16 protein-coding genes are annotated in these 17706 nt (G+C 70.4%); 10 read left to right on the top strand and 6 right to left on the bottom strand.

What is annotated here, in order from left to right:
* Window positions 1–159: 159 nt before the first annotated feature.
* From argJ to GSQ87_RS17940, 4 genes are all read left to right on the top strand, one after another.
* On the top strand, window positions 160–1431 hold the full coding sequence (argJ, locus tag GSQ87_RS17955; protein WP_158916788.1) for a bifunctional glutamate N-acetyltransferase/amino-acid acetyltransferase ArgJ: 1272 nt from the start codon (window positions 160–162) through the stop codon (window positions 1429–1431).
* The gene (locus tag GSQ87_RS17950) at window positions 1428–1832 is read left to right on the top strand and encodes a (deoxy)nucleoside triphosphate pyrophosphohydrolase (protein WP_158916786.1); all 405 of its coding nucleotides are present in this window, start codon (window positions 1428–1430) and stop codon (window positions 1830–1832) included. The genes argJ and GSQ87_RS17950 overlap by 4 nt, the downstream gene beginning before the upstream one ends.
* A gap of 190 nt (window positions 1833–2022) precedes the next feature.
* Entirely contained in the window at window positions 2023–2427 is a 405-nt protein-coding gene (locus GSQ87_RS17945; protein ID WP_158916784.1) for a cupin domain-containing protein, read from the top strand.
* A 50-nt stretch (window positions 2428–2477) separates the two neighbouring features.
* Window positions 2478–3374, top strand: a complete 897-nt coding sequence (locus GSQ87_RS17940) for a histone deacetylase (RefSeq protein ID WP_158917869.1) — start codon at window positions 2478–2480, stop codon at window positions 3372–3374.
* Here the strand turns inward: GSQ87_RS17940 and GSQ87_RS17935 are convergent.
* Window positions 3335–4468 carry a DegT/DnrJ/EryC1/StrS aminotransferase family protein gene (locus GSQ87_RS17935; RefSeq protein ID WP_158917867.1) on the bottom strand — a complete coding sequence of 378 codons (1134 nt, stop codon included), beginning with the start codon at window positions 4466–4468 and terminating at the stop codon, window positions 3335–3337. The genes GSQ87_RS17940 and GSQ87_RS17935 overlap by 40 nt on opposite strands.
* A 218-nt stretch (window positions 4469–4686) precedes the next feature.
* Here GSQ87_RS17935 and GSQ87_RS17930 point away from each other — a divergent pair, with 218 nt between their 5' ends.
* Together GSQ87_RS17930 and GSQ87_RS17925 are read left to right on the top strand one after the other, a co-directional pair.
* Window positions 4687–6210, top strand: a complete 1524-nt coding sequence (locus GSQ87_RS17930) for a tetratricopeptide repeat protein (RefSeq protein WP_158916782.1) — start codon at window positions 4687–4689, stop codon at window positions 6208–6210.
* On the top strand, window positions 6210–7223 hold the full coding sequence (locus tag GSQ87_RS17925) for an Ldh family oxidoreductase (protein WP_305764192.1): 1014 nt from the start codon (window positions 6210–6212) through the stop codon (window positions 7221–7223). The genes GSQ87_RS17930 and GSQ87_RS17925 overlap by 1 nt, the downstream gene beginning before the upstream one ends.
* A gap of 15 nt (window positions 7224–7238) precedes the next feature.
* Here GSQ87_RS17925 and arsC read toward each other — a convergent pair whose 3' ends face one another.
* The 5 genes from arsC to GSQ87_RS17900 all read right to left on the bottom strand — a co-directional run bounded on the left by arsC (window position 7239) and on the right by GSQ87_RS17900 (window position 12811).
* Entirely contained in the window at window positions 7239–7661 is a 423-nt protein-coding gene (gene arsC, locus GSQ87_RS17920; protein WP_158916778.1) for an arsenate reductase (glutaredoxin), read from the bottom strand.
* Window positions 7662–7676: 15 nt separating this feature from the next.
* Window positions 7677–8960: an arsenic transporter gene (locus GSQ87_RS17915; protein WP_158916776.1), complete on the bottom strand. Its 1284-nt coding sequence runs from the start codon at window positions 8958–8960 to the stop codon at window positions 7677–7679.
* A 6-nt stretch (window positions 8961–8966) separates the two neighbouring features.
* Window positions 8967–9332, bottom strand: coding sequence for a helix-turn-helix transcriptional regulator (locus GSQ87_RS17910; RefSeq protein ID WP_158916774.1), 366 nt, complete (start codon window positions 9330–9332; stop codon window positions 8967–8969).
* A 78-nt stretch (window positions 9333–9410) separates the two neighbouring features.
* A complete protein-coding gene (gene pdeM / locus GSQ87_RS17905; RefSeq protein WP_158916772.1) occupies window positions 9411–10148 on the bottom strand; it encodes a ligase-associated DNA damage response endonuclease PdeM in 738 nt (245 codons plus the stop codon).
* Complete coding sequence (locus GSQ87_RS17900; protein WP_158916770.1) at window positions 10145–12811, bottom strand: ligase-associated DNA damage response DEXH box helicase; 2667 nt, start codon at window positions 12809–12811, stop codon at window positions 10145–10147. Before GSQ87_RS17900 ends, pdeM begins: the two co-directional genes overlap by 4 nt.
* A gap of 119 nt (window positions 12812–12930) precedes the next feature.
* Here GSQ87_RS17900 and GSQ87_RS17895 point away from each other — a divergent pair, with 119 nt between their 5' ends.
* The 4 genes from GSQ87_RS17895 to GSQ87_RS17880 all read left to right on the top strand — a co-directional run bounded on the left by GSQ87_RS17895 (window position 12931) and on the right by GSQ87_RS17880 (window position 17698).
* Window positions 12931–15744 carry an ATP-dependent DNA helicase gene (locus tag GSQ87_RS17895; RefSeq protein ID WP_158916768.1) on the top strand — a complete coding sequence of 938 codons (2814 nt, stop codon included), beginning with the start codon at window positions 12931–12933 and terminating at the stop codon, window positions 15742–15744.
* A gap of 72 nt (window positions 15745–15816) precedes the next feature.
* The gene (locus tag GSQ87_RS17890; RefSeq protein ID WP_158916766.1) at window positions 15817–16311 is read left to right on the top strand and encodes a histidine phosphatase family protein; all 495 of its coding nucleotides are present in this window, start codon (window positions 15817–15819) and stop codon (window positions 16309–16311) included.
* Window positions 16308–16652, top strand: a complete 345-nt coding sequence (locus GSQ87_RS17885; protein ID WP_158916764.1) for a DUF952 domain-containing protein — start codon at window positions 16308–16310, stop codon at window positions 16650–16652. Before GSQ87_RS17890 ends, GSQ87_RS17885 begins: the two co-directional genes overlap by 4 nt.
* On the top strand, window positions 16649–17698 hold the full coding sequence (locus GSQ87_RS17880; protein WP_158916762.1) for a quinone-dependent dihydroorotate dehydrogenase: 1050 nt from the start codon (window positions 16649–16651) through the stop codon (window positions 17696–17698). The genes GSQ87_RS17885 and GSQ87_RS17880 overlap by 4 nt, the downstream gene beginning before the upstream one ends.
* Window positions 17699–17706 lie beyond the last annotated feature (8 nt).

Raw genomic sequence — 17706 nt, 5'->3', positions numbered from 1 at the left:
GTCGCGCGGCGCTCCCAGCCGCGAACGTCCAGAAACCCCTCATCCTCCCCTCTTCGTGGGTCCCCTCCTTCTCCCGCAAGGGGAGAAGACGTTTGTTCCGTCTGGCCCCCGGACCCCCTCGGCCCTAAGGAAGGCGCCGACAGCCGCAGGAGCCGCACCATGAGCGCCCCGACCAGCCCCGCAGCCCCCGGCAAGCCCGGCCTGGCCATTTCACCGCTCGCCGCCCCCTTTCCCGAGATGGGCGAGATCAAGGGGGTGGAGATCGCGGTCGCGCGCGCCGGCTTCTACAAGCACGAGCGCGACGACCTGGTGCTGTTCCGCTTCGATGAAGGCACCGCCTGCGCCGGGGTGTTCACCCAGCACGCGGTCGGCTCGGCCCCGGTGGACTGGTGCAAGGCGGCGCTTGCGGCCACTGGCGGCGAGGGCCGGGCCCTGGTGGTCAACGCCGGTTGCGCCAACGCCTTCACCGGCGAGGCGGGGGCCGAGGCGGTGCGGCGGATCACCGACGCGGTCAGCGCCGAACTCGGCTGCCGGGCCGAGGCGGTGATGGCGGCCTCCACCGGGGTGATCGGCGTGGTGCTGCCCTACGGCAAGGCGCTGGACCGGCTTCAAGAACTCACCGTCTCGCTCGATCCCGGCAAGTGGGGCCAAGCGGCGCGCGCGATCATGACCACCGACACCTTCCCCAAGGGCGCCGTGGCGGAGGTCCAGATCGGCGGCGTCGCCGTGCGCATCGCCGGAATCGCCAAGGGCTCGGGCATGATCGCGCCGGACATGGCCACCATGCTGGGCTTCGTCGCCACCGACGCCAACCTGACGCCCACAGTGATGCAGGCCCTGCTGAAGGAAGGCGTGGCCGAGACCTTCAACGCGGTGACCGTGGATGGCGACACCTCCACCAACGACACGCTTCTACTCTTCGCCACCGGCCGTTCCGGCGCACCGCAGGTATCCGACCCCGCCGACCCGGCGCTGGCGGCGTTCCGCGCGGGGCTCAAGGGCGTGCTGCTCGACCTCGCCCAGCAGCTGGTGCGCGACGGCGAGGGCGCGACCAAGTTCATGGAGGTGCGCGTGAGCGGTGCGACGTCGGTCGCCTCGGCCTACAAGATCGCGCGCACCATCTGCGAGAGCCCGCTGGTCAAGACCGCCATCGCCGGCGAAGACGCCAACTGGGGCCGTATCGTCGCCGCCGCCGGCCGAGCGGGGGAGCCGCTGGATCGGACGAAACTGGCCATCCGCTTCGGCGACCTGATCGCGGCCGAGCACGGCGCGCCCTCGCCCACCTACGACGAGGCGGCGATGAGCGCCTACATGAAGCACGCCGAGCTGAAGATCGCGGTCGATGTCGGCGTCGGCGAGGCGCAGGCGACGATGTGGACCTGCGACCTGACCCACGGCTACATCACCATCAACGGCGACTACCGCTCGTGAGCCTGCCCACCATCCTGGTCTCCGCCGCCGCCTTGATCGACGCGGACGGACGGGTGCTGATCTGCCAACGGCCGCCGGGCAAGCAACTCGCCGGCCTGTGGGAGTTTCCCGGCGGCAAGGTCGAGCCCGGCGAGACGCCCGAGGCCTGCTTGATCCGCGAACTGGACGAAGAGCTGGGGATCACGGTCGCCGCCGCCTGCCTGGCGCCGTTTGTGTTCGCCTCGCATACCTACGAGAGCTTCCATCTGCTGATGCCGCTGTTCCTGATCCGCCGCTGGGAGGGTCAGCCGACGCGCAAGGAGCACACGGCCCTGGCCTGGGTGCGCCCGGCCCAGCTGTTCGACTATCCGATGCCGCCCGCCGATGCGCCCCTATGCGCCTGGCTGCGCGACCTCCTGTAGGGTCCTGTTGCAGGGTCCCGCCTCCTTCGAGACGCCCCTTCGGGGCTCCTTAGGATGACGGATAGGTTTCAAAAACCTTCGTCATGCTGAGGAGCGCGGAGCGCGTCTCGAAGCACGCACCATCCTCGACCCGCCACTGGATGGAACCGGCGCCCAGGAGCGGTGTTGCCGGACAAATGGAGGAAAGCCCATGCTCAGGATTCCACTTGCTACGGCCGCCCTGGCGCTCGTCGCCACCGCCGCCCTCGCCCAGCCCTCGGCGATCAAACGCACCTCGCTGCAGAGCCGCGACTTCCCCGGCGCGGTCTATCGCAGCACGCTGATGCGGGTGGAGGTGGCTAAAGGCGGGATCGTCGCGCGTCACACCCATCCGGGGCTGGAGATCGGCTATGTCGAGCACGGCCACGCCCTGCTGAAGGTCGCCGGCCAGCCCGACCAGACGCTTCAGACCGGCGACAGCTTCTCGGTCCCGCAAGCCACACCGCACAGCGTGGCCAACACCGGACCCGAGGTGCTGACCCTGCTGTCCACCTATGTCGTGGACAAGGCCAAGCCGCTGTCCACGCCCGCCCCCGCCCCGACCTCCCATCCGTGACGGCGAGCCGCCTACCGCCCATCGTCCACCATCCGACCTATACCGCCGAGATGCCGCCCGACCATCGCTTCCCCATGGGCAAGTACGCCCTGCTGGCGCAGATCCTGCTTGAGGAAGGCCTGGTCCCGCCGGAGGGCTTCGCGGTTCCCGAGCTGGCGAGCTTCGATCAGCTCTCCGCCGTGCACGACCCCGTCTATGTGCGCCAGGTGTTCGACTGCACGGTCCCGCGCGACGTGGAGCGGCGCATCGGCCTGCCGATCACGCCCTCGGTGGTGACGCGCGCGCGGGCGGCGACCGGCGGGACATTGCTGGCCGCGCGGCTGGCGCTGGAGCACGGGCTGGCCTGCAATACGGCGGGCGGGAGCCACCATGCGGGACCAGACGGCGGGGCGGGGTTCTGCACCTTCAACGACGTGGCCGTCGCCGCCCGCACCCTGCTGGACGAGGGCGCGATCAACCAAGCGCTGGTGGTGGACCTGGACGTGCACCAGGGCGACGGCACCGCCTTCATCTTCGCCCACGAGCCGCGCGTCTTCACCTTCTCCATGCACGGCGAGAAGAACTACCCCGTCCGCCGCGGCCCCAGCGACCTGGACGTGGAACTGCCCGACGGGACCGGCGACGAGGCCTATATGGCGCGGCTGGAGACATTGCTGCCGGGGCTTGTGGCGCAGGTGAAGCCGGACCTGATCTTCTACATCGCCGGCGTCGATCCGCACACGGACGATCGACTTGGACGGCTGAGCTTAAGCGACGACGGCTTGGCCGCGCGCGACCGCTACGTGTTGAAAACCTGCTGCGCAGTCGCCCCGACCCTGGGCGTCATCGGCGGCGGCTACGATCGCGACGTCGCGGCCCTCGCCAACCGCCACGCCGGCCTGCATCGTGCGGCGGCGCTAGTGGCGGGTCAGGCCTTCGCCAGTCCCCGCACCGTCTCGATCACATAGGCTTGCGCCCCGGGTTCGATGTCGGCGGAGATCGGCAGGCTGAACACGCGCTCGGCCTTGGCGTCGGTGACCGGCAGGCCGCCCGGCGCGGGATAGTCGCGGTAGGCCACCTGCCGGTGCAGGGGCACCGGGTAGTAGACCGCCGTCGGCACGCCGGCCGCCTTCAGCCCCGCCAGCAGCGCCTCGCGCCCATCCGTCTCCACCGTGTACTGCGCCCACACCGAGGTTCCGCCCGCGATCATGGCCGGGACGGTCACGCTGCCGGCCAGTCCTGCCGCGTAACGGTCGGCGGCGGCGTTGCGAAGCGCGATGTCGCCCTCGAAGATCGCCAGCTTCTCCAGCAGGATCGCCGCCTGGATGGTGTCCAGCCGGCTGTTCATGCCGATGCGGGTGTTCAGGTATTTGGGGTCGTGGCCGAAGCTCGCCACGTCGCCGTCGCCCGCCACCGCCTTGCCGTGGATGCGCAGGGAATCGATCAGCTCGGCCATGCGTGCGTCATTGGTCAGCACCGCGCCGCCGTCGCCGTAGCAGCCCAGCGGCTTGGCCGGGAAGAAGCTGGTGGTGGTCACGTCCGCCCAATGCAGGGGATGCTTGCCGTCCAGGGTGCAGCCGAAACCCTGGGCCGAATCGGAGATCAGCTTCATCCCATGCCGCCTGGCGACCTCGGAGATCGCGGGATAGTCCGCCGGCTGGCCGAACAGGTCGACCGCGATCACGGCGACCGGCTTGAGCTTGCCGTCGGCCAGAATCGCCTGCACCGCGGCTTCCAGCGCCTTGGGGTCGAGATTGTAGGTGTCGGGCAGGATGTCGACGAAGACGGGGGAGGCGCCGGTCCAGCACACCGCCTCGGCGGTGGCGGTGAAGGTGAAGCTCGGGCAGAACACCGCATCGCCCGGCCCCACGCCCCAGGCCATCAGCGGCAGGGCCAGGGCGTCGGTGCCGTTGGCGCAGGAGAGCGCATGCTTCGCCCCGCCGAAGGCCGCCAACTTCTGTTCGAACTCGCGCACCTGCGGACCCATGATCCACTGGCCGGCGTTCACCGCCGCCATCACGGCTTGGTCGATCCGCTCGCCCAGGCGACGGCGTTGGGCCATCAGGTCGATGAAGGGGATGGGTTTGGTGGGAGCGGTCACAGGCGCGTTCACGTGAGGTCCTCGAAGAGATGGCGCGGGGCCGATTCGGCCGTCCGCAGCCTGACGTTCAGCCGGGCTTATAGCGGGCTGGGGCGGCGTGCGGAACGCAGCCGCCGTTCACCTTGCGTTGCAGATTGCAAGCCGGCGCGCTCCATTGGCACGATGAGCGAGGCGATTCGATGACCGACCTCCGCGCGCAGGCCGTGGCCCTGGAGCAGGCCGGGGATTTACCGGCCGCCCTGGCCGCCTACGAGCGCGCGCTGACAGCTAGGCCGGACGACGCGGAACTGCTGGCCGACCTGGGCCGTCTGGCGGGCCGTATGGGCATGCACGCGGTGGCGGAAGCCTTCTACGCCCGCCTGCTGGTGCGCGAGCCCGAGCGGCTGGAGGCGGTGGACGGCCTGACCCGGGCGTTGCGCGACCAGCACCGCTATACGGACGCCGTCGCGGTCATACGCCCCGCCATCCAGGCGCATCCCGCCGACGCACGGCTGTGGAACACGCTGGGGACCGTGCTGCACCAGCAGGGCGACAGCGTCCTGGCGGCGACCTTTTTCGAAGAGGCGGCGCGGCTCGACCCGGACCTGGCCACGGCGCGCTACAACCTGGGAAGCGCGCGCATGGACCTGGGCGACCTGGGCGCCGCCCGCGCCGACTTCGACGCGGCCCTGCCCCTGGCCTCGACCCCGCACGAATGCGCCATGATCGCTTTCGCGCGCGCCACGGTGCGGCTAGCCCAGGGTGATCTCGGCGAGGGCTGGGACGCCTACGAGGCGCGCCTGTCCCCCGACCTGCCGGCCCCTACCGCCTTCGACATCCCCGGCGAGCGCTGGACGCCCGACATCCCGCTCGACGGACGTCGGCTGCTGACGGTGGCGGAGCAGGGGCTCGGCGACGAGATCATGTTCGCGGGCGTCCTACCCGACGTGATCGCAGCGCTCGGGCCGGAAGGCCGTCTCGCCCTCGCCGTCGAGCCGCGCCTGGTCACGTTGTTCAGCCGAAGTTTCCCGGGCGCTACGGTCACGCCCCACGCCACCTGCCGCGAGGGGTATCTAGCCGTTCGCAGCGCGCCCCACGCCGAGGCCGCCGACCTGTGGGCGCCGATGGGCTCACTGCTGCGCCGCTTTCGGCGGACGCTCGAAGCCTTCCCCCGCAGCCCCTATCTCGTCCCCGACCCTTTGCGCGTGGCCCACTGGCGCGACGTCGTTCAGGCCCACGGCGCCCCCGCGCTATCGGTCGGCCTCACCTGGCGCAGCGGCAGCCTCGTCGGGGAACGGCGACGACAGTATCCGGGGTTGGAAGACTGGGCGCCTGTGCTGCGCACGTCGGGGGTGCGGTTCGTCAATCTCCAGTATGGGGCTGAGCCCGAAGAGCTGGACGCCCTGGAGCAGATCGCCGGCGCGCCGATCCTGCGCCCGCCGGGCATCGACCTGAAGACCGACCTGGACGATCTCGCCGCCCTGGCCTGCGCGATCAAGCTCGTCGTCGCCGTTCCCAACGCCACCGCGGCGCTAGCCGCCGCCTGCGGGGCCGAGACCTGGTTCGTCGGCGCGCCGGCCGCGTGGCCTCGGTTGGGAACCGACGGCTATCCCTGGTATGCGCACAGCCGAAGCTTCGCGGCCGAAGCGTTCGGGGCCTTCGCGCCCCCGCTGGCCCGCGTCGCGGAAGCCCTCAAGGGCCGCATCGGCGGCGGGAGCAGATGATGGATACGGTTAGGCTGACGCTGGACGAGGTGCGCGATCTGGCGCGGCGCGTCCTCACCCGTCAGGGTCTGTCGCCCGCCCATGTCGAGGCGGTGGCCGAGACCCTGGTCGCTGGCGAGCGCGACGAAGCCGCCGCCCACGGGATCTACCGCCTGCTGGTGTGCGACCACACCATCCGCGCCGGCAAGGTGGTGCTCGACGCCGAACCTGTGTTGCAGGACACGGCGCCGGGCGTGGTCAAGGTCGACGCCCAGGGCGGCTATCACCAGCTGGCCTTCCGCCTTGGGCTGCCCGCCCTGGTCGACAAGGCTCGCAAGTCCGGGATCGCGGCGATGGCGATCAACCATTGCGTCCACTTCTCCGCCCTATGGCCCGAGGTCGAAGCAGTGGCGGCCCACGGCCTCGTCGCCCTGGCCTGCACGCCCAGCCACGCCTGGGTGGCGCCGGCGGGCGGGACCAAGCCGGTGTTTGGCACCAACCCGATCGCCTTCGGGTGGCCCCGGCCGGGACGCGAGCCCTTCGTGTTCGACTTCGCCACCAGCGCCACCGCGCGCGGCGAGATCGAGCTGCACCGCCGGGCCGGCAAGCCGATCCCAGAAGGCTGGGGGGTCGACGCCGAGGGTCGCCCCACCACCGACGCCGAGACCGCGCTCGCCGGCGCCATGCTGACCTTCGGCGGTCACAAGGGTTCGGCCCTGTCGCTGATGGTGGAGCTGATCGCCGGCCCGCTGATCGGCGACATGACCAGCGCGGAGTCCATCGCCCACGACGCCGGGGCCAAGGCGTCGCCCTATGGCGGCGAACTGATCCTGGCGCTGGACCCCGCAGGCTTCCTGGGCGTCGCCGCGGCCGAACACCTGGCCCGCGCCGAAGCCGTATTCGACGCCATCACCGCCCAAGGCGCCCGCCTGCCCTCCGAACGCCGCTATGAGGCCCGCAAGCGGACGGTGCGCGACGGCGTGACGGTGCCGAGGAAGTTGTACGACGACCTGCAAGGGTTGCTGGCGGGATAAGCTTCCCATTTCGTCTCAGAACGAACCTGAGAGCCGCACAACCTCGCCGTCCTCCTTAGTGAAGCTCTCAGGCCTGCGCTCGAGCAGCGCCAACACGGCCTCGGACGGCCTGCAAAGCTTCACGCCCTTTGGCGTCACGACGATGGGGCGGTTCACCAGGATAGGATGCGCCACCATCTCGCGCAGGATGGTTTCCTCCGTCACATCGGCGTCAAGGAGCGCGAGTTCTCTCGCGGGCGTGCCCTTTTCCCGTAGGATCGCCTGTGGCGTGGCGTCCATGGCCGCCAGCAGTTCCTTCAGCAGGAGAAGCGTCCAAGGCGTCTTCAGGTACTCGACGATGCGCGGCGTGTAGCCGGCCGCCGCGACCATGGCGACGACGTTGCGCGATGTTCCACAGTCGGGGTTGTGGTAGATCGTGATCGGGAAATCCTGGGTCATGGACGTTCCGTTCGGCTAGGGCAGGGTTAGGCGCAAGGCGAGCGCGCCGAGCGTGACGAGCAGGATCGGCGTGGTCAGCAGCACCCCAACCCGGAAGTAGTAGCCCCAGCCGATCTGTACGCCCTTCTGGCCCAGCACATGGAGCCAAAGCAGGGTCGCCAGCGATCCGATGGGGGTGAACTTCGGCCCCAGATCGCATCCCACCACGTTGGCGTAGACCATGGCTTCCCGCACCGCCGGGGCGACATGAGCGCCCTGGATGGCCAGGGCTCCGACCAGCACGGCCGGCATGTTGTTCATGACCGATGATAGAACGGCGGTGGTGACGCCCACGCCATAGGTCGCGCCCCAGACGCCGCCATCCCCAAACCGCTCGAACAGGCGTGCGAGGGAGGACGTCAGGCCCGCGTTCCGCAGTCCGAACACCACCAGATACATTCCGAGCGAGAAGATCACGACCTGCCATGGCGCTTCCTTGAGGACGCCAAGTGGGCGGATAGCCTTTCCCCGCGCGGCGGTGACGAGAAGGACCAGCGCGCCGGCTGCCGCGACGGCGCTGATCGGAATGAAGCGGCCGAGCGCAAAGAAGCCGACGAGCAGCAGGCCCAGCACCAGCCAGCCCATGTTGAAAACCGCCCGGTCGCGGATCGCGTCGGAGGGCGGCTTGAGCGTCGCCACGTCGTAACTGGGCGGCACGTCGCGGCCGAAGCGCAACCACAGCACTCCAAGGGTCGCGGCGACCGTGACCAGAACCACCGGGACCATGACCAGGGCGTAACTCCCGAAGTCGAGCCGGAATACGTCGGCGGAGACGATGTTGACGAGATTGGAGACCACCAGGGGTGTTGAGGCCGTATCGGCGATGAAGCCCGCCGCCATGGCGAAGGCCAGCGTCGCCTTGGCGCTGAACTTCAACTCCGCCAGCATGGCGATGACGATGGGCGTCAGGATCAAGGCCGCCCCGTCGTTGGCGAACACCGAGGCCACGGCTGCGCCCAGGAGCACAATGGCGGCGAACAGCAGCTTCCCACGGCCGCCGCCCCAACGGGCGACATGCAGGGCCGCCCACTCGAAGAAGCCGGCGCGGTCCAGCAGCAGGCTGATGATGATGACCGCCACGAAGGTCGCGGTGGCGTTCCATACGATTCCCCAGACGGTGGGGATATCGGCGAGGTGGACCACGCCCGCCAGCAGGGCGAGCGCCGCCCCGATCAGGGCGCCCCAGCCGATCTTCAAACCCTTGGGCTGAACAATGACCAGCACGAGCGTGAGGGCGAAGACGCCGACAGCGAGGATCATCCGCCGCTAGACCCCTGTCGGACTGGATGAACCGCCGCAACAGGCGGCCGCGTTGAGGATGGCGGCTATGGGCGCGCAGATCTCTGGCGAGCCGTTGCAACAGTCCCGCAGCAGGAAGCCGAGGACCTGGCTCATCCGCTCATAGGCGGCCGAATAGATGATCGAACGGCCGTCCCGGCGCGAAGTGACGAGGCCGGCGTGGGAAAGCACTGCGAGGCTAGCGGATAGGGTGTTCGGCTGTATGTCGACGCGGCGGGACACCTCGCCGGCGGCGAGCCCGTCGGGGCCTGCCTGGACGAGTTCGCGAAAGACCCTCAACCGGCCTTCGTGAGCCAGCGCAGATAGCGCGGTGACAGCTTGAGATAATTCCATAATTCAACGATACATGAATTATAAAATAAACTAAAGGCCTCATCGCCCGCCCACCGCTCCGCTGAAACGGCCGTCGCCCTAGTCCCCCCTCAGCGCCTCCCAGGCCAACGGATAGACCCGCCGCTCGCCCAGGACGGCGGCGATGGGGGCATGGGCGAATAGGGGGGCGAACGCTGCATCCCGCGCGTTAAGGCCGCCGGCATAGGCGCCGAAGGCCGGCAGGACCAGGCGCAGGCCGTCGGTCAGGAAGGCGCGCCGGCGCGTGCTGGAACGGCCGCGCACGATCTTGGCGCAAGGGTGCAGGTGGCCGGCGACCTCGCCGGGCGCGGGACCAGGATGGGGCTCATGGCGCAGGATGAGGCTGGCGACATGCAGTTCGTCGACCACCTCGCCTGGCAGGGCGGCGGCGTTCAGCAGCTCCACGTCGTGATTTCCCTCGGCCCAGAGCAGGGTGCGCCCGCGCGCCAGGGCGGCTAGCCGCATCGCCGCCTCCGCCGCCAGCCGGCCCATGGCGCCCGCGTCGTGGAAGCTGTCGCCCAACAGCACCAGTACGGCTGGATCGAGCGCGGCCACCTCCGCCTCCAGCCGTGACAGGGTGTCGGCAGTGTCATAGGGCGGTAGAAGCTGGCCACGCGCGGCGTAGGCGGAGCCCTTCTCCAGATGCAGGTCGGCCGCGACCAGCATGCGCGCCTCGGGCAGCCACAGGGCGCCGGAACAGCGCAGCGCGCAGTCGGTCCCGTGCAAGATGACCCACAGCGAGCCGCAAGGCGTGGGGTCCTCCAGCCGGCCACGGTGCAGGGCGTGCAGCGCGCTCATGCGGCGACCTCGGCGTCGTCCAGCCTCATAGCTTCGGCGATCAGTTCGTCCGCGCTCTCGGCCAGCAAGGCGTCGGCGGCGCCGGCCACCGTCTCGCGTCCGATCTCCAGCAGCACCGGCACCGCAAAGGGCGAGACGCGCGGCAGGCTGCGCACCGCGATCCTGCCCCGGATGCGCGTCAGCAGCCGACCCAGCCGCGCCACGTCCAGCGAGCCGGTCGCCGCATCCGCCCGCGCACATTGCAGCAGCAGATGGTCGGGCTGGTGGCGGCGCAGCACGTCGTAGATCAGGTCGGTGGAGAAGGTCACCTGCCGTCCCGTCTTCTCGCGGCCCGGCATGCGCCGCTCGATCAGGCCCGACAGCAGGGCGCAGTGGCGGAAGGCGCGCTTCATCAGGAAACTTTCGTCCAGCCACGCCTCCAGGTCGTCGCCCAGCATGTCCTCCTGGAAAAGTTGGTCGAAATCCAGGTCGTCCAGCGGCTTCATCGCCCAGACCGCCAGCGCATAGTCGTTGGCCACGAAACCCAGGGGCTGGCGGCCCAGCCGCTCCAGCCGGCGGGTGAGCAACTGGCACAGGGTGCCGTGGCTGATTCGTCCATCGAAGGGATAGCAGACCAGGAAACACCGCTTGCCCCGCCGGAAGGTCTCCACCAGCATTTCGTCCGTCGACGGAATATATGAACGCACCGACTGGATTTGCAGCCACTCCTGCACATCGTCGGGCAGGACGTTCCACCGCTCACGCTCGGCGATCATGCGGCGCACGCGGGCGGCCAGATAGGTGGAGAGCGCGAACTTGGACCCGCCCCAGCTCGGCGTCTTGGCCTCGGTTCCCGGTGGAGCGGGCGTGACCAGGGCGTCCAGACCAGTGATGCCCTCGAACCGCCAGACCTGGCCGGCGAACAGGAAGGTGTCGCCGGTCGCGAGCTGCTCGAGATAGCTCTCCTCCATCTCGCCGATCTTGCGCCCGCCGACCTTCTGCTTCGCGCGCACGGAGGCAAGGCGGACGTTGAGCATCGGGATGTCGATGATGGCGCCGACGTTCATGCGGTGGCGCTGGGCGGTCTCGCCGTTGCGTACGGTGTAGAGCCCTTCTGGGTTGCGCACGATGCGGTGGAAGCGGTCGTAGGTTCGCAGCGCATAGCCGCCGGTGGCGACGAAATCGACCACCTGCTCGAACCCCTCCCAGGTCAGCTCGGCGAAGGGCGACGAGCTACGCACCTCGTCGTAGAGGGCGACCAGGTCGAACGGCTCCGCACAGGCCAGGCCCATGATGTGCTGGGCCAGGATGTCGCGCGCGCCGATGCGCTCGGGATCGCCGTCCAGGTCGTTCGCGGCCACCGCCTCGCGCGCCGCCTGACACTCCAGGATCTCGAAGCGGTGGGCCGGGACCAGCAGGGCGCGCGACGCCTCGTCCAGCCGGTGGTTGGCGCGGCCGATGCGCTGAATCAGGCGCGCCGAACCCTTGGGCGCAGCCAGCTGGATCACCAGGTCGACCCCGCCCCAGTCGATGCCGAGATCCAGCGTCGAGGTGCAGACCACCGCGCGCAACTCGTCGCGCGCCATCGCCGCCTCGACCTTGCGCCTCTGCTCCACCGCCAGCGAGCCGTGGTGCAGCGCGATGGGCAGACTTTCCTCATTGATTTCCCACAGCATCTGGAAGCTCAGCTCGGCCTGGAAGCGGGTGTTGACGAAGACCAGTGCGGTCCGGGCTGACTTGATCGCTTCGTAGACGTCGGGGATGGCGTGCTTGGCGGTCCAGCCGCTCCAGGGCGAGGCGTTGCGGCTGACCAGCATATCCACCACGGGCGGCGCGCCGGGCGCGCCGAGCACGAGGTCGGCCATATACATGTTCCCTTCCCCCTCGAAGGGGGAAGGGCAGGGATCGGGGTGAGTCCTGTCGGGTGCGGGACTTGCCTCTTGAGGCGCCGCCTCATTGGGCGTCTCCCGAAAAGGCTGCGGCCGCACCCCCTCCCCTGCCCCTCCCCCTTCGAAGGGGAGGGAAAAGGTGTTCTGCGGGACCAGCCACCGCCTCAGCATGTCCGGATCGTTCACCGTAGCCGACAACCCCACCCGCCGCATGCCCGGCGCGAACATCTGCAAGCGCGCCAGGGCGAGGTTCAGCAGGTCCCCGCGCTTGGAGCCGTGCAAGGCGTGGATCTCGTCCAGGATCACCACCTTCAGCTCGGCGAAATAGGCCCGCCCGCCTGGCCAGGCGCAGAACAGGGCCAGCTGTTCCGGCGTGGTGATCAGGATGTCGGGCGGATGCAGTTTCTGGCGCTCGCGCTTGGCCAGACTGGTGTCGCCAGTACGGGCCTCGACTGTGACCGGCAAGCCCATCTCGGCGATGGGCGCGCCGAGGTTTCGGTGCACGTCCACCGCCAGCGCCTTCAGCGGCGAGATGTAGAGGGTGTGGACGCTGCGCGGCTCGGCGGACGGAGGCCGCTCGGACAGTTCGATCAGGCTGGGCAGGAAGCCGGCCAGGGTCTTGCCGCCGCCGGTCGGAGCGATCAGCAGGGCGTGGCGGCCGGCCCGCCCGCGTTCGATCATGGCCAGCTGGTGCGGGCGCGCTTCCCAGTCGCGCCCGGCGAACCAGTCGCGGAAGCGTTGCGGCAGCAGGTCTTCGGCCCGGGGCTCCGGCGACGGCGCGGCGATGGCGTCCATCTGTCGCCATATAGCATGTTCGCGTTCCGTTTCATCGCCCGGGCGGGTAGATGTGTCGAGATGGCCCTCCTCCACCGCCAGCGATTCGTCGCCTCCTCGCCGGCAAGGCACGGCCAAGCATGATCGCCGTGCGCACGCTTCCAGCCGCCCTGGTGGTGCATCCCGGCGCACGGGCCGGGGTGGCCGACAGCCAGGGCGTGCGCCTGCTGCAGTCCGGCGTGGCGCGGACCCTATTTCAGCGCGAGCCGGTGATGGTCGCCCACGCCGGCCTGACCGCGCGCCGGCTCGGCCTGCCCGCTCCGCCGCGTTCGGCGGCCCTGCACGACGTATTGGAGCTGTACGCCTTCGTGCGGCCGGCGACCTTCTGCGCGCCCTCGGCGGTAGGCTTGGCCCGGGCGCTGGGCAAGGCCGAACCCAAGGGGCTGGAGGCGCAGGCCCAGGCGCTGGGCGAGATCGCGGACGCCCTACTGACCGAGCTGGCCGAGACCCCGCGTCCCACCCGTGAGGACGCCCTGGCCACGGCCTTGACCCTGCAGCGCGCCGGCTGGGCCTGGGGCGCCGCCGTGGTCGAGGCGCTGGAACGCGTCCCGGCCAAGGTCAATCCACGCGGCAGCGGCCTGGACGTCTGGAGCCGCCTGTCAGAATGGGAGGATCAGGCGCCCGAGGGCCAGCCCGGCTCCGCCGCCGTCACCCCCGAGGCCGCCCGCGAGCGGTTGGGCGCCCTGCTGGTCCGCGCCGGCCTGGACGAGGCCCGTCCCGCCCAGGCCACCTACGCCGCCGAGGTCGCCTTCGCCTTCTCGCCGCGCGAACGGGAGGGCGCACCGCGCCTGATGCTGGCCGAAGCCGGCACCGGCACCGGCAAGACGCTGGGCTATCTCGCCCCCGCCTCGCTGTGGGCCGAAACCAATGGCGGGGCGGTGTGGGTCTCCACCTATACCCGCGCCCTGCAGCGCCAGATCGAGCGGGAGAGCCACGCCGTCTATCCCGACCCGGCCGTGCGCGCCCGCAAGGCCGTGGTGCGCAAGGGACGGGAGAACTACCTCTGCCTGCTGAACTTCCAGGAGCTGGCCCAGGGCGCGCTGATGGGCGGAGGCGACGTGATCGGCGCCGGACTGGTCGCCCGCTGGGCCCGCGCCACCCGCGACGGCGACATGACCGGCGGCGACTTCCCGGCCTGGCTGCCGACCCTGTTCGCCGTCGGCCCGACCGCGCGCGCGGGGCCGGCCAATCTGGTCGACCGGAGGGGCGAGTGCGTCCACGCCGGCTGCGCCCATTACCGCACCTGCTTCGTGGAGAAGGCGATCCGGGGTTCGCGCAGGGCCGATCTGGTGGTGGCCAACCACGCCCTGGTCATGACCCACGCCGCCTTCGACTCCGCGCGAGCGGGGAGGAAGGGCGACGGCGGCCCGCGCCGCGACGTCGAGACCGCCAGCCTGAAGCGGATCGTGTTCGACGAGGGCCACCACCTGTTCGACGCCGCCGACAGCGCCTTTTCCGCCTGCCTGTCCGGCCAGGAGGCGGCGGAGGTGCGGCGCTGGATTCGCGGTCCCGAGGGCCGTCGCCGGGGCCGTGGGCTGGAACAGCGGCTGGCCGAGCTGGTGGCCGAGCGCGAGCCCGCGCGCCTGGCCCTAATCGAGGCGATCCGCGCCGCCTCCGCCCTGCCGGGCGACGGCTGGTCCGGCCGCATCGCGCCCGCCCCCGACTATGACGGGGAGGCGCCCGAACCCCAGCCGAACGGCCCCATCGAGACCTTCCTGGCCGCGATCCTGGCCCAGCTGCGCGCCCGCGCCGCCGCCTCGGATCAGGGCATGGAGTGCCCCGCCCGCCCGGCCATCGACCGGGTGCGCGAGGCCGCCCCCGCCGCCGCCCGCGCGCTCGCCGCCATCGAGACGCCGCTGCTGGCCCTGGTGCGCGCGCTGGAGGACCTGCTGGACGACGAGGCCGCCGACCTGCCCACCGCCGACCGCGCGCGCCTGGAAGGGGCTTTGCGCGGATTGGAACGGCGGGCGCGGATGCAGCTACCTGCCTGGCGCGCCATGCTGGCCCGGCTGGAGGACGAGGCGGACGAAGTCGACTTCGTCGACTGGTTCGAGGCCGTGTTCGCTCAGGACCGCTTGGCCGACGCCGCCTTCCGCCGCCACTGGATCGACCCGACCGAACCGCTGGAGGCCGCCGTCCTACGCCCCGCCCACGGGGTGCTGGTGACCAGCGCGACCCTGGCCGATTCCGCCCACGAGAGCCCCTTCGCGCTCGCCGAACTACGCACCGGCGCCGCGCGGCTGGAGGAGAGCCCAAAGCTACTGCGGGTCGCCTCCCCATTCGACTATGTCGCCAACAGCCGGGTGCTGGTCGTGACCGACGTGAAGCGCGACGACGTGCGCCAGGTCTCATCGGCCATGCGCGAGCTGTTCCTGGCGTCCGGCGGGGGCGCGGTCGGGCTGTTCACCGCCATCCGCCGGCTGCGCGCCGTGCACGAGCGCATCGCCGGCCCGCTGGCCGACAAGGGGATCGCGCTCTACGGCCAGCACGTGGATCCGCTGGAAGCCGGCGCCCTGGTCGACATCTTCCGTGCCGAGGAGGACGCCTGCTTGCTCGGCACCGACGCGATCCGCGACGGGGTGGACGTGCCGGGCCGCTCGCTGCGTCTGCTGGTGTTCGATCGGGTGCCGTGGCCTCGCCCCGACCTGCTGCACAAGGCCAGGCGCGAGCGGTTCGGCAAGGGGACCTACGACGACTCCCTGGTCCGCGCCCGCATCGCCCAGGCCTTCGGACGTCTGATCCGCCGCGCCGACGACAAGGGGGTGTTCGTCATGCTCGACGCCGCCGCTCCTACCCGCCTGTTCTCCAGCCTGCCCGAGGGCGTTGAGTTGCAACGTGTTGGCCTGGTCGAGGCCATCGAGCAGGTTGGCGCGTTCGTGGGAACGGGGGCTTGAACCCTCGACTTGTTCTGCTGGCGCAAGGCGCAGGGAACAGGCAAGAAGTCCTGTAACTTCCTGGAACGCCGGATGCGACGCCTGATCCTGCTGCGCCACGCCAAGACCGAGCGGCAAGCCGCCAGCGGAGCGGATTTCGACCGCGCCCTGACCGAGCGCGGTCGCACCGACGCGGCCCGCACCGCCGAGAGCCTGGCCGCCGCCGGATTGATCGCCGACCTCGCGCTGGTCTCCACCGCCGTGCGCGCGCGCCAGACCTTCGAGGCGGCCAAGGCCTTCCTGCCCGACGTGCGGCTGGAGCTGGTCCCCACCCTCTACAACGCCGCCCCGGAGACGCTGCTGCGCGCAGCCCAGAAGGCGAATGGCGATACGGTGCTGGTCATCGCCCACAATCCCGGCGTCCACGCCCTGGCGATGGAGCTAGTCGAAGGAGCGCTGTGCGAACCGACCATGCGGGCGGAGATACAGGCCGGCTTCCCAACCGCGACAGCGGCGGTGTTCGAGTTCGGGGACGGCCGCACCGGCTGTCTTGGCGTGTTCAACGCTCATTCCGGCGGGGCGACGTGACCCACGTCTACAAGATCCTACCCGCGACCGAGTGGTCGGCGGCCGGGGCGCAGGGAAGCTTCACCGGCTCCGCGATCGACCTCGAGGATGGCTACATCCATCTGTCGAGCGCGACCCAGGCGGCCGAAACCGCGCGGCTGCACTTCGCCGGCCGGGACGGCCTGGTGCTGGTGCAGCTGCGGGCGGAGGATTTCGGCGAGGCGCTGAAATGGGAAGCCTCCCGCGGCGGCGCCCTGTTCCCTCACCTGTACGCCGCCCTCGATCCCGCTCGGGCGCTTGCGGTCCATCCGCTGCCCCTCAACACCGACGGTTGGCCCGATCCGGGGCCGCTGACGCCATGAGCCTGTTGCACGATCTCGGCGCACGCGCCTTTCGCCTGTTGGAGCCTGAGCAGGCGCACCGGCTGACCCTGAAGGCGCTCCAGGCCGGGCTCGGCCCGCGCGAAGGGGGACTGCGCGACCCGGCGCTCAGCGTCCGCCTCGCCGGCATGGACCTGCCGAACTGCATCGGCCTGGCGGCCGGTTTCGACAAGGACGCCGAGACGTTCAACCCGATGCTGGCCGCGGGCTTCGGTTTCGTGGAGTGCGGCACCGTCACGCCCCTGCCCCAGATCGGCAATCCGCAACCCCGGCTCTTCCGCCTGCAAGCCGACCGGGCGGTGATCAACCGCATGGGTTTCAACAATGGCGGCCTGGAAAGCTTCGCCCAGCGCCTGGGTGCGCCCCGGAGCGGGATCGTCGGCGCAAACCTCGGCGCCAACAAGGATTCCGAGGATCGGGTGGGAGACTATGTGGCCGGCCTGACCCGACTCTGGGGGCTGTGCGACTATTTCACCGTCAACGTCTCCTCGCCCAACACGCCGGGTTTGCGGACGCTGCAGTCCCGCGACGCCCTGGAAGACCTGGCCGGACGGCTTAGGGAAGCGCGGGACGGGCTGAAGGCGGCGCGCGACTATCCGGTGTTCCTCAAGGTCGCGCCCGACCTCAGCGAACGGGAGGTGATCGACATCGTCTCCGTGGCCGCCCGCTTCGGGTTGAACGGGATCATCGTCTCCAACACCACTGTCAGCCGCCCCGACACCCTGCGCTCGTCGGCGCGTGCGGAGACCGGCGGTCTGTCCGGCGCCCCCCTCATGGCCCTGTCGACCCTGACGCTGCAGCGGTTCCACGAGGCCAACACCACCGACCTCGCCCTGATCGGCGCGGGTGGGATCGGTTCGGCCGCCGACGTCTACGCCAAGGTGCGGGCCGGGGCGTGCGCGGTGCAGCTCTACACCGCCCTGGTGTACAGAGGTCCGGGCCTGGTCCGCCGGCTCAAGCGCGAGTTGGCGCAGCGTCTGCGGGCGGATGGGTTCGCCTCGATCTTCGAGGCCCGCGGGGCGGCTTGAACCTCTGA

Source organism: Caulobacter sp. S45 (assembly GCF_009765965.1).
Taxonomy (GTDB): Bacteria; Pseudomonadota; Alphaproteobacteria; order Caulobacterales; family Caulobacteraceae; genus CAHJWH01.
This window is presented reverse-complemented; position numbering and strand designations above follow the sequence as displayed.

What these genes read in the sequence shown, in the direction of transcription:
- GSQ87_RS17910 (WP_158916774.1), bottom strand. Translation starts at nt 9,332, where the DNA reads ATGGAATTATCTCAAGCTGTCACCGCGCTATCTGCGCTGGCTCACGAA.
- argJ (WP_158916788.1), top strand. Translation starts at nt 160, where the DNA reads ATGAGCGCCCCGACCAGCCCCGCAGCCCCCGGCAAGCCCGGCCTGGCC.
- GSQ87_RS17915 (WP_158916776.1), bottom strand. Translation starts at nt 8,960, where the DNA reads ATGATCCTCGCTGTCGGCGTCTTCGCCCTCACGCTCGTGCTGGTCATT.
- arsC (WP_158916778.1), bottom strand. Translation starts at nt 7,661, where the DNA reads ATGACCCAGGATTTCCCGATCACGATCTACCACAACCCCGACTGTGGA.
- GSQ87_RS17940 (WP_158917869.1), top strand. Translation starts at nt 2,478, where the DNA reads ATGCCGCCCGACCATCGCTTCCCCATGGGCAAGTACGCCCTGCTGGCG.
- GSQ87_RS17890 (WP_158916766.1), top strand. Translation starts at nt 15,817, where the DNA reads ATGCGACGCCTGATCCTGCTGCGCCACGCCAAGACCGAGCGGCAAGCC.
- GSQ87_RS17925 (WP_305764192.1), top strand. Translation starts at nt 6,210, where the DNA reads ATGGATACGGTTAGGCTGACGCTGGACGAGGTGCGCGATCTGGCGCGG.
- GSQ87_RS17945 (WP_158916784.1), top strand. Translation starts at nt 2,023, where the DNA reads ATGCTCAGGATTCCACTTGCTACGGCCGCCCTGGCGCTCGTCGCCACC.
- GSQ87_RS17900 (WP_158916770.1), bottom strand. Translation starts at nt 12,811, where the DNA reads ATGGACGCCATCGCCGCGCCGTCGCCGGAGCCCCGGGCCGAAGACCTG.
- GSQ87_RS17895 (WP_158916768.1), top strand. Translation starts at nt 12,931, where the DNA reads ATGATCGCCGTGCGCACGCTTCCAGCCGCCCTGGTGGTGCATCCCGGC.
- GSQ87_RS17880 (WP_158916762.1), top strand. Translation starts at nt 16,649, where the DNA reads ATGAGCCTGTTGCACGATCTCGGCGCACGCGCCTTTCGCCTGTTGGAG.
- GSQ87_RS17930 (WP_158916782.1), top strand. Translation starts at nt 4,687, where the DNA reads ATGACCGACCTCCGCGCGCAGGCCGTGGCCCTGGAGCAGGCCGGGGAT.
- pdeM (WP_158916772.1), bottom strand. Translation starts at nt 10,148, where the DNA reads ATGAGCGCGCTGCACGCCCTGCACCGTGGCCGGCTGGAGGACCCCACG.
- GSQ87_RS17935 (WP_158917867.1), bottom strand. Translation starts at nt 4,468, where the DNA reads ATGGCCCAACGCCGTCGCCTGGGCGAGCGGATCGACCAAGCCGTGATG.